The sequence below is a fragment of the Pseudomonas sp. 15A4 genome, from assembly GCF_016925575.1.
Classification (GTDB): Bacteria; Pseudomonadota; Gammaproteobacteria; order Pseudomonadales; family Pseudomonadaceae; genus Aquipseudomonas.
Genome location: NZ_CP068986.1, coordinates 3,934,975 through 3,961,687, shown reverse-complemented (window position 1 = coordinate 3,961,687; position 26,713 = coordinate 3,934,975). Strand labels below are relative to the sequence as shown.

Below are 26,713 nucleotides of genomic sequence, written 5' to 3'. Positions count from 1 at the left end.
ACCTTGCGCGGATGATTCGAAAGGGAGCGGGTGGACGGGACAGCTTTGAACTGTACGAGCAGATCGAGCAACTGAGCGCGCTGGACGTCGAATAACTCAGCGACTGGCCGCAATGATCAGCATCATCGGGCGGTGCAGTTCATCGGCCAGGGTCGGACGTTGCTGAAGATCCTCGGCCGAAGGTCCCCACTCATTGACATGGTCGAGGGTGAAGCCGGTCTTGATCAGCAGGTTCAGCAATGTTCCCAACGTGCGGTGCTGTTTGATGACACCTTCGGCAAGCCAGTGGGTGGTGCGAGGGCCTTCAACCTGATAGTGGTCGAGACGCCAGGAGGTGTGGCCTTGATCATCAACGACCCAGCCCGGGTGCAGCGAGGCCATGAAGATCGGGTGTTCGATGGAGAACACCAGTTTGCCGCCAGGGACTAGGGCGTCGTGCAGAGTGCGCAGCAAGCCGGGCAGGTCGACGATGTAATGGAAGGCAAGGGAACTGTACGCGAGGTCGAAGCCTGCGCTGGGCAGTTGCAGCTGTTCCAGATCGGCCCGGCGGTAGGTGATGCGCGGATCGTCGCCATCGGCAGCGGCGCGTTGCAGCATCTTTTCGGAGACGTCGAGCCCCAGCACGTGCCGGGCGCCGTGCTCCACAGCCCAGCGGGCAAACCAGCCATACCCGCAGCCCAGATCGACCAGCTTTTTTCGCTCACGCCTGGCAGCAACGCGCGTACGGCAGGCCACTCCGGAGCGCCCTTCAGCCCCTCCACCGAGCGCGGTAACTGGCTGTAGCCCTCGAAGAATCGGGCGGTGTCGTAGATGTTCTGTGTCACGAATCATCTCTCCTGCAATCAGTATTCAGGTATTGCCTTAAAAGACGGACAGGACCACGCAGGCCCTGTCGTCGTCCAGGATCAGACGGCTAGTAGCGGAACTCCACGCCCACGTAAGCGCCGATGCCGTCGCCCGGATACAGCGAAGCGGTGTCCTGACCCGCAGCGTTGTAGAGCGGCTGGACGGCGGTGACGTACTTCTTGTTCGCCAGGTTTTTCAAGTCCAGCGACACTTTCCAGTCTTTCTTCGGCGTTTCGTAGCCAACGTTCGCGCCGAAGATGGTGTAGGAAGGCGCATAGAACGTATTGGCGTAATCAACTGCGGTGCGGGAGGCGGACTGCACGTTCACGCCGGTGTAGAAACCTTGAGGGTGCTGGTATTGCACTTCGCCTTGGTAGATGTGCTTAGGGATTCCCGGCAGTTGGTTGTCGCCAAAGGTCGGGTCGTGGCGGTAGTAGAAGTCGTTGTAGGTGTAGACCTGACGCCAGGTGACTTTTTCACCGGACTCACTTTCCCACAACCGGGTATTCAGGCCGGCCTCGATGCCCTGGTGGATGGTAGGTGTGGCGTTGAAGGCGCCTGTGACCGCCGCCGCCGTGGAGGTCGCAGGAATCAACTGAACGTTGAGCAATTCGTCGCGGACCCACGAACGGTAGATCGCCAGACTGCCGTCAAAGATGCCGGATGAGCCTTTGACGCCGATTTCCACGGTATTGGCTTTCTGCTCAACCAGCGGCCGCACGTAAGGCGATGTCGGCCCTGAACCTGAGTATTCCCATGAAGCTGGCGGATCGATGGATCGGCTGAAGTTGGCGAACACTTGCAGCTCAGGGGTGAACTCGTAGCGCACGCCGATGCGCGGTGCCAGACTCCAGTTGTCGTAGGTCACATCGGTGGGATAGGCGGTGGTGTTCGCCACCAGCGTCTCTTTCACGTTCGCGTGGCGACGCACGTTGATGGCCGACACACCGCTGGTAAGCCAGAGGCCGTCGACCAGCTCCAGGTCATTGCCGAACGAGAACACGTGATCGAACGAAGAGCCGTAGTCGACGAACTTGCGGGTCTGCTTGTTGGCGAAGGCGGAGTTGACCTCGCCCTTGAGGTGTTCGGTGGACGTGAACGCCAGGCTGGTGCGGCTTTCATGGCCGAAGAGTTTGTCGATGCGGTCATAGCCAAGCACGAAGCTCAGGTCATGCCAGTCCCAGTAGCTCGGATTGCTCGGGCTGTTCGGGCTGTTGTTGTGGGCGTACTCATAGTAGGAGAGGCCGACCGACAGTCTGGAGTCGTCATCGAAGGTGTAGGTGGTCTTGCTCCCGGCCCAGACGCTGCCTGGGCGACGGCTGCCGGCGCCGCTGCTGGCCGCGGTGGCGCTGGCGTCGCGGGTGTGGTGCTTGACCGCATCGAGCGTGGTGGCGCTCGGGTCGTTGTGGTACTCGTCTCGGTAACGCAGCATCAGCTCGGTTTCAAGCTTGGGGCTGAATTTATAACCGAAGTTGGCGACGATGCCCTGGCTCTTCGACAGGCTGTAATCGCGGTAACCGTCGCTACGATAGTTGTCGGCGTTGAGGTAGTAATCGAAGTCGCCTTCTACGCCGCCCACGCTGACGCTCTGCTTGTTGTAGCCATAGCTGCCGGTTTCGGCGCGCACGCGCAGGCCGGGCGCTGTGTAGCCGGTCTGGTTGACGAAGTTGATCGCACCACCCAGGCTCAATGCGCCGTACTGGAAGGCGTTGGCGCCACGCAGGATCTCGGTGTAGTTGACGCCGGAGCCGTTGAGGAACTCGTACGGCGTACCGCCAGGCCCTGTGATTGGCAGGCCGTTGAAGAGAAACTTGATGCCCTCGCGGAAATAGCCCGGCGAGGTATTGGCGCCGGAGCCACGGATGGAAATCTTCGCCGCGTCGTTGCCGCCGGTGGACTGCACGAATACACCGGGCTGATACGCCAGAGTGTCCTGCAACGTCGCGGTACGTCCCTTGGCGACCTGCTCGCTGTCAACAACGCTGGTGCCGCCCGGCACCTCATCGAGCTGACTTTTCGCGGCTTCTGCCGGCGTGATCTTCGCGCCCTGAACCGTCACGGTATTCAGGCGTGGCGTCTGGGCGGGATCGGCAGACGTTGACTGCACCACATCGTCTGCCAGCGCGGCCCCTGACCACAGTAATGCCGACCCCAGCCCCACTGTGGTCAGCAACGTTGCACGGCGGATCGCCAGCGGCAACGTGTGTAACTCTCCCCGAAATACCGAATGCATCTAATGTGTTTCCTTATGAATAGATAAATGTGTGCCAGCTTTCTATTCGTATAGTCATGCCTGATTCGCTCTCAGCAGTTTCTGTGCCAATGTTTTTATTCCATAAAACAGGCAGTTGCGCGGCGGGCTTCGGTCATTGCGCTGTGCATGGGTGAACTTAGTTCTGAACAGGTGTTGGATTTTCAACAGGGCCGGTTAGTTGTGCTGTTCTCCGGGGTATTTATCCCTGTGTGTTTGAAAAGCAACAGCGAATGAGCAGTCTGTTAGTGCGCGGACAATGAGCAGCGTCGGTACCGATATAAGGTTATAAGCATGTGTCATTAATGTTCAGGCTTCCTGCAGGTGCGGGCTTGGTAAGGGGACTCCGAGACTGGAACTGTATTGGCCGGCTGGCGGCATTGCGCACCCTTAATTGTCCTGTCCGGCCTGGGTTGTGCGATGCCTGGCTAACGACTTAATGGGTGTATTTACTAGCGCTGGCATGTTCACTGCATAACCGTTGATGAAGTTACACCGTCTTCGCGTTCGCTAACTTTTTCAAGTGAGTTCTTTCAAGGAAGCTTCATTGACAGCCATTTTTAAACTGACGGGCATTATTTGCTTATATATGGCGATCGCCGCCTGTTCGCCCCCGACAGCTCCGCAACCTGGCGCCCCCCACGCCGACGGCAACGTGAATAACGGTGTCATCACCTATTCGGCTTCCGACTTTCATGAGCAATCGCCAGGTCGCAGCGGCGGAACATTGCGCGTGTCGGCAGCCTCGGACGCCGGCAGTTTCGATATTCATGCCTTGTCCAACGGCAACATCCAGTGGATGGGCCGAATCCTGTTCGACTGCCTGGTGTATCAGGACGAGCAGGGCAACATCAGTCCATGGCTGGCGAAGTCCTGGGAGGTGTCCGAGGACGGCAAAACCTACACCTTTCATCTGCGCGACGACGTGACCTTCAGTGACGGCGAGAAATTCAATGCCGTCGCGCTGCAGACCAACCTGGAGCATATGCGCGATCCGGCAACCAAATCACCGTTGGCCGCTGCGTACATCGCGCCGTATCTCGACGGCAAGGTCATCGACAAATACACGTTCGAAGCCCATCTGCGTGAGCCCTACACGCCGTTCCTCGACGTACTGGCGCAGTCCTGGCTGGGAATGGTCTCGCCTAAACAGATTCGCGAAGCGCCCAGGACGATCGCCGAGCATCCTGTCGGCAGTGGCCCGTTCTTGTTGGAAAGCTACAAGCGCGATCAGGGCGCGGTCTTCGTTAAACGCTCCGGTTATCACTGGGCGCCGCCGGTTACGCGCCATCAGGGCGAGGCTTATCTGGATCGCATCGAGCTGAGCTATGTCCCCGAGGCGATGATTCGGTTCACCGCGCTTGAGTCCGGGCAGTCGGATTTTGCTCTGGATGCCCCGGCGCAGAACGCTGCGGCCATTCGCGCCAATCCCGAATTGGTCATGCGCAGCCGCATTCGCAAGGGCAACCCGAGCCGCAGCATGACCTTCAACGTCGAGCAGGCGCCGTTCAATGACGTGCTGGTGCGTCGCGCCGTCGCCAAAGCCATCGACCGCGAAGGACTGGCATGGATCTCGGGCTTCGGCGAGTTCATCGGCAAGGCTGATTTCCTCGCCGCCAACACACGTTTCTATCAACCGAACAACGACGCGCTGGCCTATGACGTCAATGCCGCCAATGCGCTGCTCGATCAGGCTGGCTGGACCGGACGCGATGCCCAGGGTTACCGGACTCGAGACGGGCAGCGCCTCAGCGCCACGTTACTGACCTACGACAACCCGGCGTTCCCGGCCAGCGTGTCGGTGGCCATTCAGGCGGACCTGAAAAAGATCGGCTTTGCTATGCCGATCGAGATGCTGCCGCTGTCCCGGGTGACTGAACGCCGGTACGCCGGCAAGTTTCAGGCGCTGGCAGCCGGTTACTGGCACACCAACACGCCGGACGGTCTGTTTGTGCTCTATCACAGCCAATCGATCAGTACCCCAACGTTAATCGGCCAGAACGCGGGCAAGTTCCGCGATGCCGAGCTGGACCGGGTGCTCAGTGCGGCACGCCGCTCACGGGACCCGGTTGAGTTGCAGGCGCTGTATGCCGAGGCGCAGAAACGCCTGACCGAAACCGTGCCAGCCGTGCCTTCGGTGGAGAGTCAGGTGCTGACCGCCTACGGGCGTCAGGTCAAGGGCGTGATTTTCGACACTTCCCACAACGTGCCGTTATTCACCAGCCTCTGGCTGGACAGGGGTCAACCATGAGCACGCTCAAACGTATTTCCCTGCGGCTGCTGGCAGGCGTCGGCGTGCTGTGGGGCGCTGCGACGCTGACTTTTCTGGCGGTCAACTTCAGCGGCGGCGACACGGCGCTGGCGATTCTGGGTGGCCCGGAAGCGCTGCCCACTCCGGAACTGCTGGCCAGGGTGCGTGCCGAGTACGGGCTGGATGATCCATTGATCGTGCAGTACGGCCATTACATCGCGCGTCTGGCCCATGGTGATCTGGGTGAGTCCTACCGCTTGCGTATTCCGGTGTTGCAGGCGATCTCGGAGCAGATCGGCGCGACCATTCAGTTGTCGATCAGCGCCGCCGTACTTGCGGTGGTGTTGGCACTGGTCTGCGCGATCCTCACTGCCCATCGCTCACGCTGGGTTCGCTCGGTCGCGTCGGGCAGCGAACTGGTGATCTCCTCAGCGCCGTCCTTCGTGATCGGCATCCTGCTGTTGCTGGTGTTTTCGTTCCATTGGCACTGGCTGCCGCCTTCCGGATCGGTGGGCTGGCGCTCGCTGATTCTGCCATCGGTGGCGCTCGCATTGCCGGTGGCGGCGGTGCTGACTCAACTGCTGCGTCAATCGCTGGAAGACACCCTTGAGCAACCTTTCATCGCCATGGCCCGGGCACGCGGCCTCTCCGACATCGCTGTGCGCCTGCGTCACGCCTTGCGTCATGCCCTGGTGCCGCTGGTGACGCTGGCCGGGTTCATCTTCGCCAGCCTGCTGGGCGGGGCGGTGGTCATCGAGCTGCTGTTCGCCCGGCAAGGCATCGGTCGCCTGATGCTCGATGCCACGAGCAACAAAGACGTTCCGATGGTGCTCGGTGTGACTTTGCTGGCCGCTGCGGTGTACGTGGTGGTCAACCTGGCCGTGGATCTGATCAACCGCTGGATCGACCCCCGGGCGGCTCAGGAATGAGCGCGTTACCGGGAGGTGGCCGATCCAGTGCAAGCGTTAACGAAGAAGGAAAAACCATGAGTTCCTCGATACCCCCTGATGTGACGTTTCACTCCCTGCATCAGCGTTTTGCCGACGTGTTTGCCCGTATTGCCGAGACCGCTGTCGCCCGTGAACAGACGCGCGAACTCGCCTTCGAAGCCGTGCAGTGGTTGCGTGACGCCGGCTTCGGTGCGCTGCGGGTGCCGCTTGCGCAGGGCGGCCTGGGCGCAAGCCTCCCGCAGTTGTTCGAGCTGGTGATCGCGTTGGGTAAGGCCGACTCCAACTTGCCGCAGATCGTGCGTGCGCACTTCGGTTTCGTCGAAGGCCGGCTGTCTGCGCGCAATGAGAAGTCTCAGGATGACTGGCTGGCCAAGGTTGCCGACGGCCAGCTGTGGGGCGCCGCCATGGCCGAGCGCAGCGACACCACCCGCAACTCGGTGACACTCACGGCGATTGAACCGGGTAACCGTGCAGCGGGCTGGCGGCTCAATGGCGAGAAGTATTACTGCACCGGCACGTTGTACGCCGACTGGATCGCCGCCGTGGCCCTGGATGGCGATGACTTCGTCAGCGTCTCGGTGCCCACTGATACGACCGGCGTGACGGTCGAGGACGACTGGGATGGTTTCGGCCAGCGCCTCACGGGCAGTGGCACCACGCGCTTCAGCGAGGTGAAGGTGCCGGAGCAACACATCCTGCGCCGCTTCAAGAAAGACGAATTACGCGCCGAGTCCTACCTCACTGCGTTCTACCAACTGTTTCATCTGGCGACCCTGACCGGCATCGCCGACGCCGTCCTGCGCGACGCCACCGAGTTTGTCAGAGGCCGCACGCGTGCCTTCGGGATTCCGGGGCAATCCAGCCCCAAGGACGACCCGCTGGTGCAGCGGGTGATCGGCCGTCTGTCGAGCCTGGCTTACTCAGCCCGTACACAGGTGCTGGCTGTCGCGCAGGTGCTTCAGGACGTGTACGAGGCGGAGCAGGGGGTTACGCCATTGAGCAGCATTACACCGAAGCCGAGATTCGGACCTATCAGGCGCAGCAGATCGTGCTTGAACAGGTTCTGGAGGCGACCACGCTGTTGTTCGAGGTGGGCGGTGCTTCGGCCACCAGCGAGACCCGCCGTTTTGACCGCCACTGGCGCAATGCCCGTACGCTGGCATCACACAATCCGGCGATTTTCCGCGAACGTGCGCTGGGCAATTTCTACCTCAACGACATCACCCCTAACGCCGCGTGGCGCAGCCTGCACGCGGCCGACGCCGACACGCAGGCCAGCGGTGCCCGTGACGAAGCGAGTGCCGTATGAGTACCGCCACGGGCAAAAACAGCCGCGAAGGGCAGATGAGCATCGGCATGAACATCCTGGGCTTCGGCGCGCACTCGGGTGCGTGGCGCAGCGCCGAGGTGCCTGCCAACGCTTATCTGGACGTGGAGTACTACCGCAATATCGCGCGCATTTCCGAACGTGGCTGTCTGGACGCGATTTTTCTCGCAGACGGCCCGGCGCTGGCAGGCGATGTCTCAAAACAGCCGGCTGGACGCCTTGAGCCGACCGTGTTGCTGACCGCAGTCGCTCTGGCTACCCAACACATCGGCGTGATCGCCACGGCGTCCAGCACGTACAACGATCCGTTCAACCTCGCCCGCCGTTTTGCGTCGCTGGACCATATCAGCGGCGGGCGCGCAGCCTGGAACGTCGTCACCAACGCGGGGGATGCGGCGGCGCAGAACTTCGGACTGGCCGGTGCGCCGTTGCACGTTGATCGTTATGCCCGGGCCGACGAGTTCATCGACGTCACGGTCAAGCTGTGGGACAGCTGGGAGGATGACGCCATCATTGGCGACGCTCGCTCGGGGCGGTTTGCCGAACCGACAAAGGTCCACACCATTGACTTCGTCGGCAAGCACTTCTCGGTCAAAGGGCCGCTCAACGTGCCGCGTTCACCCCAGGGACGTCCGGTGCTGGTTCAGGCCGGTTCTTCGGAGGGCGGCAAGGCCTTGGGCTCACGTTACGCCGATGCGATTTTCACCACCCAGACCACGCTTGAGGACGGCCAGCTGTTCTATCAGGAGATGAAAGAGCGCGCTGCCGGCTGGGGACGCAATCCCGAACACCTGAAGATCATGCCGGGCCTGTCCACCGTCATCGGCAGCACTGAGGCCGAGGCCCATGCGCGATTTGATGCGCTCAACGCCTGGAACGGCGAGCACGGCCTGCTGGAGCAGGTCGCGGGGCGCATCGGGATCTCCGCCAGCGAGTTGGACCCTGATGCGCCGTTGCCGTGGGAGCGCATCGGTTCGGTCGCTGATTTTGAGCGCGGATCCCAAGGCTTTCTGGAAGCGCAGCTGAATCTGGCTCGCCGGGAAAACCTCAGCATCCGCCAGCTGTCGCGGCGCATCCTGGTCGGTCATCGGCTGCTGGTCGGCACACCGGAGCAGGTCGCCGACACGCTGACCCACTGGTTCCTGGCCCATGCCGCCGACGGCTTCAACATCATGCCGGACATGTTTCCGTCCGGCGTCGAGATCTTCGTCGACGAAGTCGTGCCGCTGCTGCAGAAGCGCGGCGTGTTCCGTCATGCGTACACCGGCAGCACCTTGCGCGAGCACCTAGGCCTGCCGTTTCCGGCCAATCAGTACGCGCTGCGGGCCTGACCCGTGGCGTTGCCGTCTTGAAAAAGGATCGATCATGCGTTACCGCAAGCTGGGCAACAGCGATATCGAGGTCAGCGTTCTGGGACTGGGCACCATGACCTGGGGGCATCAGAACAGCGAGCGCGATGCGCATCAGCAACTGGATCTGGCGCTGGCCCAAGGCATCAACCTCATCGACACCGCCGAGATGTACCCCACGCCCACCAGGGCCGAAACCTGGCGTACCACCGAGCGTTACATCGGCACATGGCTTGCCGGCAGCGGTAGGCGGGCTGACGTGGTACTCGCCAGCAAGATCGCCGGGCCTGCGCGGGATCCGAAGGGGCAGGCACACATTCGCGACGGTTTGAGTCACCACGATCGACGCAACATCGTCGAAGCACTGGACGGCAGCCTGACGCGGCTGAAAACCGATTATCTGGACCTGTATCAACTGCACTGGCCGGATCGCAAAACCAACATTTTTGGCCAGCGTGAATACCCCTATCAGGAGGACGCGGACGCCGTCGCCATCGAAGAAACGCTGTCGGTGCTGGCCGATCAGGTCAAGGCAGGCAAGGTGCGTCACATCGGTGTGTCCAACGAAACCCCGTGGGGCGTGGCCGAATTTCTCAAGCAGAGCGAGCGTCTGGGCCTGCCTCGCATTGTCAGCGTGCAGAACCCCTACAGCCTGTTGAACAGATTGTTCGAGGGCGGTCTGTCGGAGTTCAGCCACCGCGAAGGCGTCTCGCTGCTGGCTTATTCGCCACTGGCGTTTGGTGCACTGACCGGCAAGTACCTCAACGGCGCATTGCCGGAAGGTTCGCGGCTGTCAGCGGTGTACCGCACCTTCAATCGCTACGACAGCGCGTCGGCCCAGGAAGCCATTGCCGGTTACGTGCAGATCGCTCGACAGCATGGCCTGGCCCCGGCGCAACTGGCGCTGGCCTGCGTCATCGACAAGCCGTTTGTAGCGAGCGCGTTGACCGGCCAGACCACCCTGGCGCAACTGCGCGAAAACCTCGGCGCGCTGGACGTGACCCTCAGCGATGAGATCAAGGCGCAGATCCAGGCGGTTCATCAGCGTGTGCCGAATCCGGCGCCGTGAAGTGCAGCCGGTTATCAATCAGAGGGTCAGCCGCAAGGAGGCTGTGAATGTCTCAGGCAATTGAAACGGTCATCGTAGGCCCTGCGACGGGCGTCGGCGGGTCGCGTCCATTGGGCCTTGCCGGTCTCACGCGGTTGCGTCCGGGGCTGTGGGCGGCGGGATTTTTGTTGCGCTGTTGCTGCTGGCGGCGGCCCTGCCGCACTTGATCGCACCTTACGATCCGCTGGACGCCTCGGCACGGCTGGCTTTCCAGCAGCCCAACGCGCTGCACTGGCTCGGCACCGATGAAAACGGTCGCGATGTCTTGAGCCGATTGATCTACGGCGTGCGCTCATCGCTGTTCATGGGGCTGGCCGCCACGGGGCTGGGCCTGGCCTGGGGCACACTGCTGGGGCTGGTTTCAGGCCTCGGCCCTCGCTGGCTGGATGCCGGCGTCATGCGTGGCGTCGACGTGCTGCTGGCTTTCCCTGACCTGTTACTGGCGCTGGTCATCATCACCTTCTTCGGACAGGGCGCGGCCAACCTGATTCTCGCCGTGGGCATCGCCGGTGTGCCCCGATACGCGCGCCTGGTGAGGGCGCAGACGCTGAACGTGCGCAACGCCGGCTACGTCGAAGCGGCCATCACGCTGGGGCAGTCGTATCTGGCGATGGTGCTCCGGCACATCCTGCCCAATGCGTTCAAACCGGTGTTGATTCTGGCCACCATCGGCATTGGTGGCACCATCACGGCAGGCGCCGCATTGAGCTTTCTGGGTTTCGGCGCGCCACCTCCGGCGCCGGAGTGGGGCGGCATGATGGCCATCGGTCGCAGCTTTCTGGCCAACGCGCCATGGCTGGTGGCCTGGCCCGCCCTGAGCATCACCTTGACCGTCGTTTCCATCAGTGCCATCGGCCGTGAACTGCTACGGCGCAGCGAAGGAAAACCCCTATGAGTGCGAACATCCCGTCACCGGGGCCATTAGTTGATATCCGCGACCTGACCGTACGCTTTGGCACCGCCGAGCCCGTGCTGCACGGGGTCAGCCTGCAAATCCATCGTGGCGAATGCCTCGCACTGGTGGGTGAATCCGGGTCCGGTAAAAGCGTGACGGCGCGAACCCTGGCCGGGCTGACAGGCAAGGGCGCGCAGGTTCAGGCGGCCAGGCTGGCGTTTCAGGGCATCGATCTGCGGCGTCTGGACGAGCGCTCCTGGCAGCGCTTGCGTGGCGCCAGTATCGGTTTTGTCATGCAGGATGCCCTCGGCGCGCTGGACCCATTGCGTCGGGTCGGTGCCGAGGTCGAAGAGCCGCTGCAGTTGCACACCGGTCTGGCGGCTGAAGCCCGGCGCGTTCGCGTGCTTGAGCTGCTGCGCGACGTCGGCATTCCCGAGCCCGAACTGCGCGCCAGCCAGTACCCGTGGCAACTGTCCGGCGGACTGCGGCAGCGGGCACTGATTGCGTCGGCCATTGCCTGCAACCCGCGCCTGATCATCGCCGACGAACCCACCACGGCGCTCGACGCCACGGTTCAGGCCCAAGTGATCACGCTGCTGGAAAGCCTGCGAGGGGAGGACAACGCGCTGTTGATGGTCAGCCACGACCTGTCGGTGGTGTCGCGCCTGGCCGACCGGGTTGCCGTGATGCGCCATGGCGTGATCGTCGAGCAAGGCACCAGCGAGCAAGTGCTGCAGGACCCGCAGCATCCTTACACGCAGTTGCTGCTGCGGGCGGCTCGTGCGGTGCATTTCAGACCCCAGCGCCGGCCGCTGGCGGCCGTCGAACCCGAGCCCCACGCTCAGGGCGAGGTCCTGCTGGAGGCTCGCTCCCTGAGCAAATCCTTCGTCGGCCCGGACGGTCGCCGTCGTACCGTGCTCAACCAGGTGTGGTTGCAATTGCGCCGCGGCGAAACACTGGGTGTCGTGGGCGAGTCCGGTTCGGGCAAGACCACCTTGACCCGACTGATTCTTGGCCTGGAAAGCGCCGATGCGGGCGACGTGTGGGTGGCCGGGCAGCAATGGTCGACACTGGATGCCGGGCAAAAACGTCAGGCACGCCGAGCGGTTCAGGTGGTGTTTCAGGACCCGCTGAACTCGTTCGATCCGCGTTACACGGTGCAGCGGGTGTTGTTCGAGGCGCTCTCGGTGGCGGGTTTGCCCCGAGGTGAATGGCGGAGCAGGGCGCTGCAACTGCTGGAGCTGGTGCGACTTGACGCCAGCGCGCTCACACGTCGCCCCATCGAACTCTCCGGTGGCCAGCGTCAACGTATTGCGATTGCCAGAGCCCTGGCATCGGCCCCTGAAATCCTCATTTGTGATGAGCCGGTGTCGGCGCTGGACGTCTCCGTGCAAGCGCAGATCCTTGAGCTGCTCGACGATCTGAAGCGGCGTCTGGGGCTCGCCTGCCTGTTCATCTCCCACGATCTGGGCGTGATCAATCATGTCAGCGAGCGAGTCCTGGTGATGAAGGATGGCGAGGTCGTGGAGTCTGGCCCCGTGCGTGCAGTGTTCGATCGCCCGGCCCATGCCTACACCCGCGCGCTGATCAATGCGATTCCTACGCTGGAAGAGCAGCGCGAGCGCGCCGAGGTCTATCTGCAAATTGCCATCCGAGGCCGTGGCCTGAGTGTTTAAGAAGTGTGTTTAGAGAGGAGTGCCCGCGGTGACCAAGCAGTTGCACGTCAACCTGTTCGAGATGAATTGTGTCAGCCACATCGTCCATGGCCTGTGGGTACACCCGGAGAACAATCGTCATCGCTTCAACGACCTGGATTACTGGACCGAGCTTGCGCAGTTGCTCGAATACGGGACGTTCGACGGTGTGTTTCTGGCTGATGTGATTGGCACCTACGACACGTTCCGCGATGGCCCGGAAACGTCATTGCGCGAAGGCATGCAGATTCCCAGCAATGACCCGCTGCTGGTGATCCCGGCGATGGCGGCCGTGACGAAAAACCTCGGATTCGGCGCTACGTTTTCGACTACTTACGAGCCGCCGTTCGCATTTGCCCGGCGCATGAGCACCCTTGACCACCTGACCAAGGGGCGAGTGGGCTGGAACATCGTGACTTCGTATCTGCCCAACGCCGCGCGCAATTTCGGTCATGACACCGAGGTGGTTCACGATCACCGCTATGAGATCGCCGACGAGTACCTGGACGTGCTGTACAAGCTGTGGGAAGGCTCGTGGGACGATGATGCGGTGATTCAGGACCGCGAGCGGCGGGTCTTCACCGATCCGGAAAAAGTGCGCTACATCGATCACGTCGGCGAGCACTTCAAGGTGGCCGGGCCGCACCTGTGCCAGCCTTCGCGCCAGCGCACGCCGGTGCTGTTTCAGGCTACCGGCTCGCCCGCCGGCATCGAGTTTGCGGGGCGCCATGCGGAGGTGGTGTTTACCGGCGGCATGGATACGGCAGCGGTGCAGGCCAATATCCGGGCCATGCGGCAGAAGGCGATTGCTCACGAGCGTGATCCGGCGGGGCTAAAATTCATCGTCATGGCCGGGGTCATCGTGGGCCGGACCGATGATGAGGTCAGCAACAAGCTCGACAGCTACCGCAAGCTGATGAGCGTCGAGGCGTCCCTGGCTCACGCGCAGTCAGCCGTCGACCTGACCGCGTACCCTCGGGATGTGCTGATCAGTGATCTGATCGAACGACAGATCAAAGGCTGGCAGAGTCTGGCGCGTTTCAAACCGCAGTCCACTGTCGGTTCGGTGCTGGCCCAGCTCGAAGGCTTCAACCGCGAGCGCTTCTTCGTCGCGGGGACGCCGAGCGTGGTCGCCGATGAAATCGAGAAATGGCTGGATGTCGATGGCATCGACGGCATCAACCTGCGGCAGTACCTGTCGTTCGAAACCGCGCGGGATTTCATAGAACTGGTGATCCCCGAACTGCGCCGCCGCGGCCGTTTCCGCGAACGCTACAACGACGGCGAGACCCTGCGCGAACGTCTCTTTGGCGAGGGCCAGGCGCGCTTGCCGAACGACCACTTCGGTGCTCGCTATCGCGACCCGGCAGCCCTGAGTCAGCCGGCCAGACCGCTGAGGTTTCCAGGATGACTGTTGGCTCGCCAACAGTGACTGCACAGATTGTCGTTTCCAACACCTGCGACTCCCCGTTTGAACCCGTGTTTATTCGCCGGAAAACCCGGCATGCCTTGTGCAATAGCCCTGTTCCCGGACTAAAGGCATCAGGACCCATGCGAGAACCCGCCCCGTATTTGCGACTTCCCGGCACACGATCGCGATCGTTGCTCACCCACAGCTCTATAGTCGGTCTCGCTGCACTGTGTGGCGTACTGGTTGGCTGCGGCCAGAGCACATCGACGGTTGCCCACAGCGATCAGCCCGTCAGTGGCGGTACGCTGGTGTACGCCACTGACCGCGAGCCGACCTGCCTGGACCCCCATGTCGGTGGTGACATGCCCCAAGTGTTCGTCGCGCAACAGTATCTCGATTCGCTGGTGTCGATGGACGCTGACGGGCGCATCGGTCCCTGGCTGGCCAAACGCTGGGAGGTGTCCGACGACGGCCTGACGTACACCTTCCATCTGCGCAACGACGTGCATTTTACCGATGGCACGCCGTTCAACGCGGCGGCGGTCAAGGCCAACCTCGATCACATGGCCAATCCGAAAACCCAGTCCAGCACCGCAGGCGGCTACATTCGCCAGTACCGCAGCACGGACGTGATCGACGACGACACAGCGGTGGTCCATCTGGCCAGCCCGTATGCTGCGTTTCTCGAAGTGCTGGCCCAGGGTTTTCTCGGCATCGAATCACCCACTGCCTTGCAGCGGCCTCGCGATGTGAACTGTGAAAGCCCGGTGGGCACTGGCCCGTTCAAGGTCGTGCGTTGGGATCGGCAGAGTCAGGTCGAGCTGGTGCGCAATCCCGATTACAACTCGGCGCCGCCTACCGCCAGGCATCAGGGGCCCGCGTGGCTCGACCGTATTGTCTGGAAATTCATTCAGGAGCCGTCCGTGCGTTTTGCCTCGCTGCAGGCAGGCGAGGTGGACGTGATCGAGGCGCTGCCGCCCGAATCCCATGAGGCCGCGCGACGTAATCCAGATCTGACACTGATCATCGCCCAGCGCCCGGGCAACCCCACCAACGGCACGCTGAACATTACGCGAGCGCCTTTCGACGACATAAAGGTGCGCGAAGCCTTCGTCCGCAGCGCCGACATCGACGGCGCATTGAAGAGCGTGTACTTCAACGAGTTTCCTAGAGCAGGCGGGCCGCTGAGCCCGGCGACACGCTTCTACAGCCCGGACTTCCAGCACGCCCAGGATTACGACCCGGCCAAGGCCGCGCAATTGCTTGATCAGGCGGGCTGGACCCAGCGTGACAGTGACGGCTACCGCACCAAAAACGGCAAGCGCCTGCAGGTTCACGTGGTCATGGGCAACCGCACGCCACCTTCCGAATACACACTGTGGGAACAGGTGCAGGCGACCACCCGGCAGGCCGGGTTCGACTTGATCGTCGACCAGATGAGCGATGTGCTGGCGACCAAACGCCAGGCGGATTGGGACTATGACATTCGCCTGGGCTACTGGAACACCAACACCGCCGACGTGCTACGGATCATTTTTGGCAGTGAGTTCATTCGTCCGGCAGGCGTCGGCGGCTATCACCAGAACACCGCAGGCTTCAGTGATCCGGCGTTCGACAGCCTGATTCAGCAGGCACTGGCCACTCAGGACGCCGAGCAGCGCCGTGCCCTGTACTACAAGGCGCAGCAGATCGCGTCGAGCCAGTACCTGCAACTGACCACGTACCCGCAGAGCACGCGGCTGGGGATCTACAAAACCACTCAGGGCGTGCGCCTGGAGCCTTCGTTGGCCGTGACTTACCTCTATGACGCATGGGTGAACAAATGACGAATCCGACAGTTGCCCGCGAACTGGTCCATCCACGGCGCGAGCGTTTGCAGCAACAGGGGAGGCGCGCACTGTGGCGTCTGGGCGGCGGCATTCTGGTGCTATGGGCCGTCGCCACGCTGACCTTCTTTGCCTTGCGGCTGATGCCGGGCGATCCGGTGCAAGCGATCCTCGGCGGACCCAGTGGCAACCCCACGCCTGAAACCATCGCTGAAGCCACCCGAGAGTACGGTCTGGACAAGCCACTGCCGGTGCAATACGCCTTGTATCTGGGGCGTCTTGTGCAGGGCGACCTGGGGGTTTCCTATTCCCAGCATCTGCCGGTGACGCGGGTGCTCGCCGAGCAATCCTGGCCGACCCTTCAACTGACCCTCACGTCTCTGGCGCTGGCCTGGATTCTGGTATTGGCGCTGACTGTGCTGACGGCCGGCCGTCGACGCTGGGTCGGCAGCCTGGCCTCGCTGGCGGAAACCCTGTCTGCCGCGTTGCCGCACTTCTGGCTCGGCATCCTGCTGCTGGCGGTGTTCGCCTTCGGCCTGCGGCTGTTCCCGCCTGCGGGCAGCGATGGCTGGCGAACGCTGGTGTTGCCGTCGTTTGCCCTGGCCATTCCGCTGGCGGGATTCATCGCCCAGGTCACCCGCGAATCCCTTGAACTGACCCTTGAGCAACCTTTTGTACTGACCGCCAGAACCCGAGGCCTCAGCGATTTCAATGTGCGCTTCAAGCACGCGTTGCGTCACGCCGTGCTGCCGGGGATTTCGTTGTCGGGCTGGGCCATCGGCGCGTTGATCAGCGGGGCGGTGGTGATCGAGGTGATCTTTTCCCGCAAGGGTCTGGGTCGCCAACTGTTCCAGGCCGTGCAGGCTCAGGACTTGCCGCTGACCATCGGCATCAGCCTGGTGGTCGCCGCCGGTTACGTACTGGCCAACATGCTCGTCGACCTGCTGTACCTGTGGGTCGACCCTCGTCAACAAGGGAATTCGGTATGAGTGAACTGACACTGGAAGCCCCGTTGGCTGCGCGCAGGGTTCAGCGTACGCGCAGCACACTGCGTCCCGGGCCGCTGCTGGCGGTCACTTTTCTGCTGCTGGTGATCATTGCGGCATTGGTCCCGCAGCTGTTCGCCCACAGCGACCCGCTGGCCATCGTCCCCCGCGACGCGTTTCATCCGCCCAGTTGGAGCCACTGGTTCGGCACCGACCAGTCGGGGCGCGACATCTTTTCCCGCGTGATTTACGGCACGCGGCAATCGCTGTTCATCGGCCTGGCGGCAACCGCCATTGCCATGAGCATCGCCATCGTCCTCGGCCTGCTCGGTGGCCTGGGCGGTGCGCGTATGGATCGAGGCGTCGGCTGGTTGCTGGAAGTGCTGTTCGCGTTTCCCAGTCTGATTCTGGCGCTGCTGTTCGTCGCGATCTTCGGCAGCGGCATCGGGCCGTTGATCGTCGCCACAGGTCTTGGGGGCGCGCCGGGCTATGCGCGGATGGTGCGCGGCCAAGTGCTGGCGGTGCGCAACGCCGGCTACATCGAGTCAGCCAGGGCGCTGGGACATCCGCCATTGCGCATCATCACTCGTCAGCTGCTGCCCAATGCCATGCGCCCGCTGATCGTGACCCTGACCATGGGCGTCGGCCAGGCCATCGTCTGGGCGTCGGCCCTGAGCTTTCTCGGTCTCGGCGCACGTCCGCCGGCGCCCGAGTGGGGAACCATGTTGTCCATGGGACGTGACTTCATCGCCAACGCCTGGTGGCTGACGTTCTTCCCCGGGCTGTTCATCGTCCTCACCACACTGTCCACCACGGTCGCGGGCCGTTACCTGCAACAACGTCTGGAGGGGCGTCTTTCATGAGCGACCAGAAACGCTTGATCGTTGAAGGGCTGTCCGTCGAGTTCGCCGGGCAGTCGGTGGTGCGTAACCTGTCATTCACCCTGGAGCCGGGCAAGACCCTGGCGCTGGTGGGCGAATCCGGTTCCGGCAAAAGCGTCACGGCCCGCAGCTTGATCGGCCTGGCCGGTGAAGGCGCCCGGGTGACGGCGCGCAGGTTGAGTTACGCGGGACAGGACTTGTTGAGTCTGTCGGAGCGCGGCTGGCGCGACCTGCGCGGCAAGGACATCGGATTCGTGTTGCAGGACGCGCTGGTTTCGCTGGACCCGTTGCGCCCTGTGGGCAAGGAGATTCTTGAGGTGCTGGAAACCCACCGCTGGGGTGACCGGCGCAGTCGCAACGAACGGGTGATCGAGCTGTTGCAGACCGTGGGTGTGCCGGAACCGGCATTACGTGCCCGCCAGCGGCCTGATCAGCTCTCCGGCGGCTTGCGTCAGCGCGCGTTGATCGCCAGCGCCCTGGCGCTTGATCCCGGTCTGGTCATCGCCGATGAGCCGACCACCGCACTGGACGCCACCGTGCAGGCGCAGATTCTTGAGGTGTTGCAGCAGATCAAGGCCCGCGGCGATTCACTGCTGATCATCAGCCATGATCTGGCGGTCGTTGCGCAACTGGCCGACGAGGTGCTGGTGCTGCACCGGGGCGAAGTGGTCGAGCAGGGGCCGATGGAACAGGTCCTGCGCCATCCTCGACACGCCTACACCCGTTCGCTGCTCGACGCCGTACCCGCCGAGCACGCTCGCGGTACACGGCTTTCTCCCGAGCGCAGCACCCTGGTTGCGCAACCACGTCCCGGTGCCGATTCGCCGGTGCTGCTCAAGGCCTCCGGGCTGGGCAAGCGTTATGTCGGTCCGGACCAGCAGTCGCGTCAGGTGGTCGATGGTGTCAGCTTCGAGCTGCGCGCCGGCCGCACGCTGGGCATTGTCGGTGAATCCGGTTCGGGCAAGACGACTGTGGCGCGGATTGCACTCGGCCTGCTGGAGCCCGACGCCGGTGACGTGCAGTTCCTCGACGTCCCCTGGACCGGCGCCGGCCACGCACGGGTGGCGGAGAAGACGCGGCGCCTGCACCGTCGCGACATCAGTGTGATTTATCAGGACCCGTTGAGCTCCTTTGATCCGCGCTGGAGTGTCGGACAGATTCTCGCCGACGCCCTGGACGTTGCCGGCATTGCGTTCGAGCAGCAGCGCCCGCGTATTGCCCAGCTGTTGCAGCAGGTCCGCCTGCCGGCTGATCTGGCGAGCCGTCGGCCGTTGCAGCTGTCGGGTGGACAACGCCAGCGGGTGGCCATCGCCCGGGCAATTGCCAGCAACCCGAAAGTCATCATCTGCGACGAACCGGTGTCGGCGCTGGACGTGTCGGTCCAGGCCCAGGTCCTCGACTTGCTGGCCGATCTACAAGCCTCGCTGGGGCTGGCGTATCTGTTCATTTCCCATGATCTGGGGGTGATTCGCCACGTCAGCGACGAGGTGCTGGTGATGCGTCACGGCAAGGTAGTGGAAAGCGCTGAGGTCGAGACCCTCTTTGAGCTCCCGCAACACGAATACACCCAACGCTTGCTGGGTGCGGTACCGCGTTTGCCGGGCGCGGGCAGCGAGCTGGTGGTGCCGCCACTGGAACCGGAAAGCGCGGTGCTGCTGTTTGATGAATCCCGGCTGTGGAAAATCGCCATTTAAGTTCGATGCTGAACAAGGAACTGCCATGAGCACGTTGTCTGCTGTACCCAAAACGCCTGTCACTTCGGTGGAAGAACTCAATCGCCGCGCCGACGCGTTGCTGCCGCAGATCGCGGCCGGCGCCGCACAGCGCGAGCGCGACCGGCAATTGCCTTATGACGCCGTGGCGCAGATCGCCAGCGCCGGGCTGTTCACCACCCGGATTCCGACCCGATACGGCGGAGCGGGCGGCTCGGTCAAGGACGTGATCGCGCTGTTGATTCGCATCGCCTCGGCGGACTCCAACGTGGCCCAGGCGCTGCGGCCCGGTTTTGGCTTCATCGAGGGGCTGCTGGCCTCTCGTGCCGAGGGCGCGGAAGGCGAGCGTGAACGCTGGTTCGAGCGCTATCTGCAAGGCGCCGTCGTGGGCAATGCGGGTTGGGAAGTCGGCGGCGCCAACGGATCGATCAGCGCGCGCATCGTGCGTGATGGCGAGAACTACCGGGCCTCCGGCAGCAAGTACTACAGCACCGGTTCGTTGTACGCCGACTGGGTCAGTGCGGTGGCACTGGACGAAGACGACCAGCCGGTCTCGTTCATTTTGCCCCGTGATCGCAAGGGGCTTGAGCTGCTGGATGACTTCGACGCCATGGGCCAGCGCCTGACGGCGAGCGGTACCACGCACCTGCACGACGTGCTGGTCAGGCCCGAAGAAATCCGCACGCGCACGGTCGAGGAGGGAAGCGCACGATTGTGACGCCGTTCCTGCAGGTGTTCCTGGCTTCGGTGCAGGCAGGCATCGCGCGCAACGCCTTGAACGATGCCGTGACGTTCGCCAATCAGCACGCCCGCCCGATCAAGCACAGCACAGCCAGCCGCTCGGTTGACGACCCGTATGTCGAACTCAGTGTGGGCGATATTTCTGCCCGGGCGTTTACCGCCGAAGCGGTGGTGCTGCGAGCTGCCGAATCCATTGATCGGGCATGGGCTGCCGATCTTGATGCCGACGCAGTGGATCAGGCCGCTGTCGATGTGGCGCAGGCGCAATACATCGCAGCGGAATCCGCGCTGAAAGCCGCAGAATTGATCTTTGATGTCGGCGGCGCCTCGACGACCGGTCGCGCCCATAACCTGGATCGGCACTGGCGCAATGCGCGCACGGTTGCCAACCACAATCCTCGGCACTGGAAAGCTGCAGCGGTCGGCGCCTGGCAACTCAAGGGCACGCCACCGCCGAAGTCCGGGTTGTTTTGAAGGGGGCCGCGAAAGCAGCGTGAGTGCACATGTTTATCCAGACGAGACCTCGGGCAGGCCATGGGCATTGATCAAGGCATCAGCTCCGTCAACCGCGACTCTGCGGGTCTGATCCGACGCGTCAGCGAATGCCCGACCCCTCCAACCTGCGCCGCATCCCCATGATCATCGGCTGCGCGCTGTTCATGGAGCTGATCGACGCGACTGCGGTGCTCACGGCATTGCCGCAGATGGCGCGGGATTTCGGTGAGCCCAGTGTGCGCATGAACCTGGTGGTGTCGCTGTATCTGCTGGCGGTGGCGCTGTTCGTACCAGTCAGCGGATGGGCGGCCGATCGTTTCGGGCCCAGGCGGGTGTTCATCAGCGCCATCGTGCTGTTCACGCTGGCGTCGGTCGGCTGTGCCTGTTCGAGCTCGCTGTTTCAGCTGTCGATGGCGCGCATGGCCCAAGGCGCGGCAGGGGCGATGATGGTGCCGGTGGGGCAGGTGATCCTGCTGCGCTGGTCGGCCCGGGAAAATCTGCTGCGCGCCATGTCGTACCTGACGATCCCGGCATTGATCGGGCCGATCCTGGGGCCGCCCCTGGGTGGCGTGCTGGTCACGTTCCTGTCGTGGCACTGGATTTTTCTGATCAACCTGCCCATCGGCGTTCTCGGTGTGGCGCTCGTCCTGCGCTATATCCCGGATTACCCCGGCACGCCGGGAGAGGTACTGGACGTCCCGGGTCTGCTGCTCAGCGCGGCGGGACTGGGTGGGCTGGTGTTCGGTTTCGAGGCGTTGGGCCATGGCTTGCTGCCACGCAACGGGGCGCTGCTATTGATCGGCTTTGGCGTCGTTGCCGCCTGTTTGTACGTCTGGCATGCCCGGCGCGCGGCCCACCCGTTGATTGACCTTTCCCTGCTGCGAATCCCCACATTCGGCGTGACCTTCTGGGGCGGCAATCTGATGCGCATCGGCAGCGCGTCCCAGCCTTTTCTGCTGGTGCTGCTGTTTCAGCTGTGCTTCGGACTCAACCCGCTGGAGGCCGGATTATTGAGCTTTGTCGGTGGCGCGGGGGCATTCCTGATGAAACTGCTGGCGGTGCGTATCGTCAGCCGCTTGGGCTTCCGGCGAACCCTGATCGGCAACGCCGTATTGACGGGACTGACGCTGGCCGCCTGCGGCATGTTCAGCATTTCCACCCCGTACTGGATCGTCGTTGCGGTGCTGTTCACCAGCGGCATCATTCGCTCGTTGCAATTCAGTACCCTCGGCGCACTGACCTATGCCGACGTGCCGCCCGGGCAATCGAGCGCCGCCAGCAGCCTGTCGGCCATGACCATTCAACTGACCATGAGCCTGTCAGTGGGCATCGCCGCAGCCTTGCTCGGCCTGATCATGTCGGTTCGCGGGCACGCGACGGTTGCTGAAGGCGACGTGGCGCTGGTGATGGGCCTGGCGGGGTTGCTGTGCGCCGTGTCGGGTCTGGTCTACCGCAAACTGGCGCCCCAGGCGGGCGCTTCGGTTTATGCAGCACGCAGCCGGTGATCTTCCCCGAGGATCCAGCGGCCATCACCCATTTTTGCCTGAAAGCTGCGCGGCCACAGGCGTCATTCAGGAATGCTATCTGTCATGAGCTCATCTTTCTCACCCTTTGCACCCCGTGATCGCCGGTTACTCAGCTGGAGGGTGGAACATCTGCCGTCCACGCCGGCGGCCTTCGTCCGATTTTTCATTGGCAACTTCAAGGGCTGGTACGTCGCGATTCTGCTGCTGCAAATCGCGGCAGTGGTGTGCTCGATCCTGATTCCATGGGGGCTGGGGCAAATCACTCGCACGGTCAGTAACGGGCTGGACGCCGAACACGCCTTCGAGGTGTTGCGCTGGCCGTTGACGGCCTTTGCCTTGCTGCTGGTGTGCGAGGTGCTGTTCACCCGCGCGGCGGCCGGGTGCCACATTCACGTACTGCCGTTGCAGCGCCGGACGGTGACCCACGTGGTGTTTGCCTACTTGCAGCAGCACTCCCATCGGTTCATCAGCAACGAGTTTGCCGGCGCCCTGGCGCACCGCGTCTCCGAGGTCGCGATGGGAGTAAACCAGACGCTGAGCATCTTGCTGTTTGATCTGATTCCCTTGCTGGTGACGCTGAGCCTGGCGACGGTGCTGTTGTGGACGGCCTCACCCCTGCTGGCGGTGTTCATGGCGGGTTGGTCGGCGTTGTTCATCGCCGTGTGTTACCTGCTGGCGCGTCGCAGCCACCCGCTGGCTCAGCAGTACTCGGCCGCGCGCAGCATCAGTTCCGGCAAGGTGGTGGATGCGGTGTCGAACCTGGCCAACATCCGCCTGTTCGCCCGGCACGCGTTCGAGCACAACTACCTGGGCACGTTTCTGGACAAGGAGGTCGCCGCGGCCTATCGCTCGCTGGGCTACATGGAGAAGATCCGGTGGTTCCAGACCAGCTGCGGGGTGTTGCTGAAACTGGGCCTGTTGATGCTGGCGCTGTACCTGTGGCGCAGTCATCGCATCGACATTGCCGCGTTCGTCATGGCCACCAGCCTGTCGCTGCTGATCATCAGCGATGTGGGCAATCTGTCCCGTCGCTTTCTCGAATTTTTCGAAGCCACCGGCAACATTTCGAACGGGGTGCACACCTTGATTCGGCCCCATGAGGTCATCGACCGACCGGGTGCCAAGGCGCTGCAGGTCAAGCGCGGAGATCTCGAATTTCGTGACGTCGGTTTCAGCTATGGCACCGACCAGCCGATCTTCGAGCACTTGAACATCGTCATTCCGGCGGGGCAGAAAGTCGGTCTGGTGGGCGCTTCGGGTTCGGGCAAATCAACCCTGTTGAGTCTGCTGCTGCGGCTGTACGACGTGCAGAAGGGCGGGGTGCTGATCGATGGCGTGGACGTGCGCAATGTCACGCAGCACTCGTTGCATCAGCAAATCGGCCTGATTCCCCAGGAGCCGGGGCTCTTCCACCGCAGCATTCGCGAAAACATTCACTACGGTCGTCTGGATGCGTCGATGGAGGAGGTGGCCGAAGCGATTCATCGCGCGGGCGCCAGCGAGTTCATCGACAGCATGGAACACGGTGACGAGTCGCTGGTGGGCGAACGCGGGGTCAAGCTCTCGGGTGGCCAGCGTCAGCGCATCGCCATCGCACGGGTACTGCTCAAGAACGCACCGATCCTGGTGATGGATGAAGCCACGTCGAGTCTGGACTCGATTACCGAACGCTTCATTCAGGACAAGCTGGACGAAATCATGGAAGACAAAACCGTGTTGGTGGTGGCGCACCGTCTCTCGACGGTCGCGCATCTGGACCGGATTCTGGTGTTCGACAAGGGCAGGGTGATCGAGGACGGCAACCATCAACAGCTCTTGCTGCTGGGCGGGCAATATGCGCGGTTGTGGAATCGCCAGTTCAGCGATGCATTGCAGCAGGAGGCGGTCTGACGGGGGCGGTTGCAGCGATGCGGTGGGTAACGCACACCGCATCGTTGCCTCAGAACCGGGCTGGACTTGGTAAAGGTTTGTTGAATGGTGTAACGAAATCAGAGAACTATTTTTTGTTTGATGGGAGTGAGTGTGCTCACCAGTGCGCCAGTACAGGCGATCTATAGCATCGTCTGTACTGGCGCTTTTGTGAGCGAGCTCACTCGCACAGGTCCATCCAGGGTCCGATCATCTATTTCGCGGTGATCACTGACAACTTGGTAATCCCGGCCTTTTCAATCGATGCCATCGCTCGCGCCACTTCGCCGTAATTCACGCCGTTGTCGGCTTGCAGTTGCACGCGCACGTCGACGTTCTTGTCCTTGGCGGCCTTGAGGTTGGTTTCCAGCAGATCCGGCTGGATCTCGTCTTTGTTGATGAACAGCTTGCCCTTGTCGTCGATGCTCACCACCAATGGATCCTTCTGCTCCACCGGTGCGACGGATTCGGTCTTGGGCAGGTTGATCGGGATCGAGTTGGTCAACAGGGGCGCTGTGACGATGAACACCACCAACAGCACCAGCATCACGTCCACCAACGGCGTGACGTTGATCTCGCTCAGCACTTCATCGCTATCCTGGGTTGAGAAAGCCATTTCAGGACGCCTCCTTCACTTTCTGGGCTGTGGCAGTAGCGCCCGACTTGTTCAGCACCGGATGCAGCAGCACGCGGAACGCATGTTTCTGCGCCAGGCTGTAGAAGTCATGGGCGAAGTCGTCCAGGTCAGCGGCGGTCAGCTTCAGGCGGCGCAGGTAATAGTTGTAAACCAGCACCGCCGGCACGGCCACGGCGATACCCACGCCTGTGGCCACCAGCGCGGCACCGATCGGCCCGGCGACTGTTTCAAGGCTTGCCGAACCTGCAGCGCTAATGCCCTTGAGCGCCGACATGATGCCCCAGACCGTACCGAACAGGCCGATGAAGGGCGAGGTGCTGCCGATACTGGCCAGAATCGCAAGGCCGGTTTCCAGCGAGCGGCGTTCACGGACAATCTGCTGGCGCAGCGCGCGTTCCAGACGGTCCTGATGATTGATCGCCTGGCTCAGGTCAGCGGCCTGACCGCCTTCCGCCACCTGAATTGCGGCGTAGCCTGCCAGGGCGACACGGGCTGCCGCGCCTGGTTGGGTCTGTGCCAGTTCCGCCGCGGAATCCAGGCTGGATGCGGCCCAGAACTGCTTGTGGAATTTCTTGTCTTGCCCCTTGAGCCGGGCGAACTGAACACCCTTGAGCAGGGCCAGTCCCCAGGTGGCAACGGAAAAAACGATCAGCAGCCAGATGACCGCGTGTTCAATGGATTCGAAAGGCGAAGCGATAAGGTTCATGTGAGTACTCCAACAAGGCGTTCAAATCGTGTAGCGATGCGCCTTTGGTCAGGTAGCCCGCAGTGTGGTGAAGCGAAATCAGGGTTTATTGCAATTTGAAATCGATCGGCACGCTGACCCAGCCATCGACCGGGTTGTTGCCCTGTTTGGCTGGCGCAAAACTCCAGCGCTTGACGGCGGCCAGCGCCGCGTCGTCGAGCTGATCGCGACCGCTGCTTTTCTGAATCTGGATCTCGCCGGGCTTGCCGGTGGCCAGCACGTGCACGCGCAGCAAAACGGTACCTTGCCAATTGCGGCGCATGGCCAGGGCCGGGTATTCCGGGGCCGGATTGTGCAGATAGCCGGCGTTGGCCGAGGCCGGTGTCACGGGGGCGGGCGCCGGTGGTGCAGGCGGAGCCGGGGCAGCGACCGGCGGTGGTGGCGCAAGTGGCGGCGACGGCTCCACAGGTTTGGCCACCGGCCTGGGCACCGGCTTGACCACTGGTTTTGGCTTAGGGGTCGGCTTCGGGACCGGCTTGGGCGGCGCCGGCTTCACGGCCAGCTCGTCCTCGACCGGCGGTGGCGGCTCAACGGCGGGCTCAGGGATGGGGGCGGGCGGTGGTGGTTCAACAACCGGCGGCGCGGGCTGGGAAAACTCGATGGTCATCGGCGGGATTTCCGGCGGCACGACAGGCAACGGCGGCGTCGATGAACTGTTGACCCAATAGATGACAGCACCATGCAGCACCAGCGCGAAGACACCGAGCAGTACCGCTTCGCGGCGACTCAGGATGCGCCCGGGCGTGGTGTGCAGCCTCGACAGCGCCAAAGGCCCTCGATAGACCCGACCCAGGTCGAGCAACTCGCCGCCCGGCGCCTGGCGCCAGAGCACATCCAGTGCGCTCGCTGTTTGGGCATTGGCCATTGATTTACTCCTGGATGTTTAACAAAACCGGAACTCGGGTTCCGTTATTAACGGCAGGTGACGGAAGAGATTCTCCGCATGCCTTTGATGTCACACCCGAGACTAGAGCAAGAGCCATACCAATTAGTGAACACCTGCAAACCGGGCATTTTTTCCACGGCGGGCTGGCATGAAAGTATGAGGAATACACGTTTTGTCGTTGAGCTGTTGGCAGGCAAACAGTCGCTGTTATGAGCAGCTGCTTTTCAGCTATATCAGAAACAGGGCAGGTGTCTATTCAGAGGGTTGTGGGGGGATGCGCGCTTCCTG

Annotated in this window: 17 protein-coding genes and 3 pseudogenes; 15 read left to right on the top strand and 5 right to left on the bottom strand. The window is 62.7% G+C overall.

Translation table 11 applies throughout. The features are described from left to right. Window positions 1-96: 96 nt before the first annotated feature. Both JN403_RS17435 and JN403_RS17430 read right to left on the bottom strand, forming a co-directional pair. A pseudogene (locus JN403_RS17435) lies at window positions 97-824 on the bottom strand (class I SAM-dependent methyltransferase). Window positions 825-913: 89 nt separating this feature from the next. Beyond that, on the bottom strand, window positions 914-3,079 hold the full coding sequence (locus tag JN403_RS17430) for a TonB-dependent receptor (protein WP_205483460.1): 2,166 nt from the start codon (window positions 3,077-3,079) through the stop codon (window positions 914-916). Window positions 3,080-3,686: 607 nt separating this feature from the next. Here JN403_RS17430 and JN403_RS17425 point away from each other — a divergent pair. From JN403_RS17425 to JN403_RS17355, 15 genes and pseudogenes are all read left to right on the top strand, one after another. Beyond that, window positions 3,687-5,348 carry an ABC transporter substrate-binding protein gene (locus JN403_RS17425; protein ID WP_205487465.1) on the top strand — a complete coding sequence of 554 codons (1,662 nt, stop codon included), beginning with the start codon at window positions 3,687-3,689 and terminating at the stop codon, window positions 5,346-5,348. Continuing rightward, window positions 5,345-6,277, top strand: coding sequence for an ABC transporter permease (locus JN403_RS17420; protein WP_205483458.1), 933 nt, complete (start codon window positions 5,345-5,347; stop codon window positions 6,275-6,277). The genes JN403_RS17425 and JN403_RS17420 overlap by 4 nt, the downstream gene beginning before the upstream one ends. A gap of 56 nt (window positions 6,278-6,333) precedes the next feature. Further along, window positions 6,334-7,607 (top strand): annotated as a pseudogene (locus tag JN403_RS25930) (acyl-CoA dehydrogenase family protein). Then, on the top strand, window positions 7,604-8,956 hold the full coding sequence (locus JN403_RS17410; RefSeq protein WP_205483456.1) for an LLM class flavin-dependent oxidoreductase: 1,353 nt from the start codon (window positions 7,604-7,606) through the stop codon (window positions 8,954-8,956). Before JN403_RS25930 ends, JN403_RS17410 begins: the two are co-directional and overlap by 4 nt. A gap of 34 nt (window positions 8,957-8,990) precedes the next feature. Further along, on the top strand, window positions 8,991-10,043 hold the full coding sequence (locus JN403_RS17405) for an NADP(H)-dependent aldo-keto reductase (RefSeq protein ID WP_205483454.1): 1,053 nt from the start codon (window positions 8,991-8,993) through the stop codon (window positions 10,041-10,043). Between the two features lie 148 nt (window positions 10,044-10,191). Further along, on the top strand, window positions 10,192-10,977 hold the full coding sequence (locus JN403_RS17400) for an ABC transporter permease (protein ID WP_240356635.1): 786 nt from the start codon (window positions 10,192-10,194) through the stop codon (window positions 10,975-10,977). Then, a complete protein-coding gene (locus JN403_RS17395) occupies window positions 10,974-12,653 on the top strand; it encodes an ABC transporter ATP-binding protein (protein WP_205483452.1) in 1,680 nt (559 codons plus the stop codon). Before JN403_RS17400 ends, JN403_RS17395 begins: the two co-directional genes overlap by 4 nt. A 28-nt stretch (window positions 12,654-12,681) precedes the next feature. Continuing rightward, window positions 12,682-14,082, top strand: a complete 1,401-nt coding sequence (locus tag JN403_RS17390; protein ID WP_205483450.1) for an LLM class flavin-dependent oxidoreductase — start codon at window positions 12,682-12,684, stop codon at window positions 14,080-14,082. Window positions 14,083-14,222: 140 nt separating this feature from the next. Continuing rightward, on the top strand, window positions 14,223-15,908 hold the full coding sequence (locus JN403_RS17385; protein ID WP_205483448.1) for an ABC transporter substrate-binding protein: 1,686 nt from the start codon (window positions 14,223-14,225) through the stop codon (window positions 15,906-15,908). After that, window positions 15,905-16,897 carry an ABC transporter permease gene (locus JN403_RS17380; RefSeq protein ID WP_205483446.1) on the top strand — a complete coding sequence of 331 codons (993 nt, stop codon included), beginning with the start codon at window positions 15,905-15,907 and terminating at the stop codon, window positions 16,895-16,897. Before JN403_RS17385 ends, JN403_RS17380 begins: the two co-directional genes overlap by 4 nt. Continuing rightward, window positions 16,894-17,757 (top strand): ABC transporter permease, encoded by an 864-nt coding sequence (locus tag JN403_RS17375; protein WP_205483444.1) that lies wholly within the window; start codon window positions 16,894-16,896, stop codon window positions 17,755-17,757. The genes JN403_RS17380 and JN403_RS17375 overlap by 4 nt, the downstream gene beginning before the upstream one ends. Then, a complete protein-coding gene (locus JN403_RS17370; RefSeq protein WP_205483442.1) occupies window positions 17,754-19,469 on the top strand; it encodes an ABC transporter ATP-binding protein in 1,716 nt (571 codons plus the stop codon). The genes JN403_RS17375 and JN403_RS17370 overlap by 4 nt, the downstream gene beginning before the upstream one ends. Before the next feature lie 25 nt (window positions 19,470-19,494). After that, window positions 19,495-20,702 (top strand): annotated as a pseudogene (locus JN403_RS25925) (acyl-CoA dehydrogenase family protein). A 128-nt stretch (window positions 20,703-20,830) separates the two neighbouring features. Beyond that, complete coding sequence (locus JN403_RS17360) at window positions 20,831-22,228, top strand: MFS transporter (RefSeq protein ID WP_240356629.1); 1,398 nt, start codon at window positions 20,831-20,833, stop codon at window positions 22,226-22,228. A gap of 84 nt (window positions 22,229-22,312) precedes the next feature. Next, complete coding sequence (locus JN403_RS17355) at window positions 22,313-24,139, top strand: ABC transporter ATP-binding protein (RefSeq protein ID WP_122537055.1); 1,827 nt, start codon at window positions 22,313-22,315, stop codon at window positions 24,137-24,139. 232 nt (window positions 24,140-24,371) lie between these two features. Here the strand turns inward: JN403_RS17355 and JN403_RS17350 are convergent, their stop codons facing one another. The 3 genes from JN403_RS17350 to JN403_RS17340 form a co-directional block, all read right to left on the bottom strand. Then, on the bottom strand, window positions 24,372-24,773 hold the full coding sequence (locus JN403_RS17350) for a biopolymer transporter ExbD (RefSeq protein WP_205483440.1): 402 nt from the start codon (window positions 24,771-24,773) through the stop codon (window positions 24,372-24,374). Between the two features lies 1 nt (window position 24,774). Continuing rightward, the gene (locus tag JN403_RS17345; protein ID WP_205483438.1) at window positions 24,775-25,500 is read right to left on the bottom strand and encodes a MotA/TolQ/ExbB proton channel family protein; all 726 of its coding nucleotides are present in this window, start codon (window positions 25,498-25,500) and stop codon (window positions 24,775-24,777) included. Window positions 25,501-25,585: 85 nt separating this feature from the next. Then, window positions 25,586-26,404 (bottom strand): energy transducer TonB, encoded by an 819-nt coding sequence (locus JN403_RS17340; protein WP_205483436.1) that lies wholly within the window; start codon window positions 26,402-26,404, stop codon window positions 25,586-25,588. Between the last annotated feature and the right edge of the window lie 309 nt (window positions 26,405-26,713).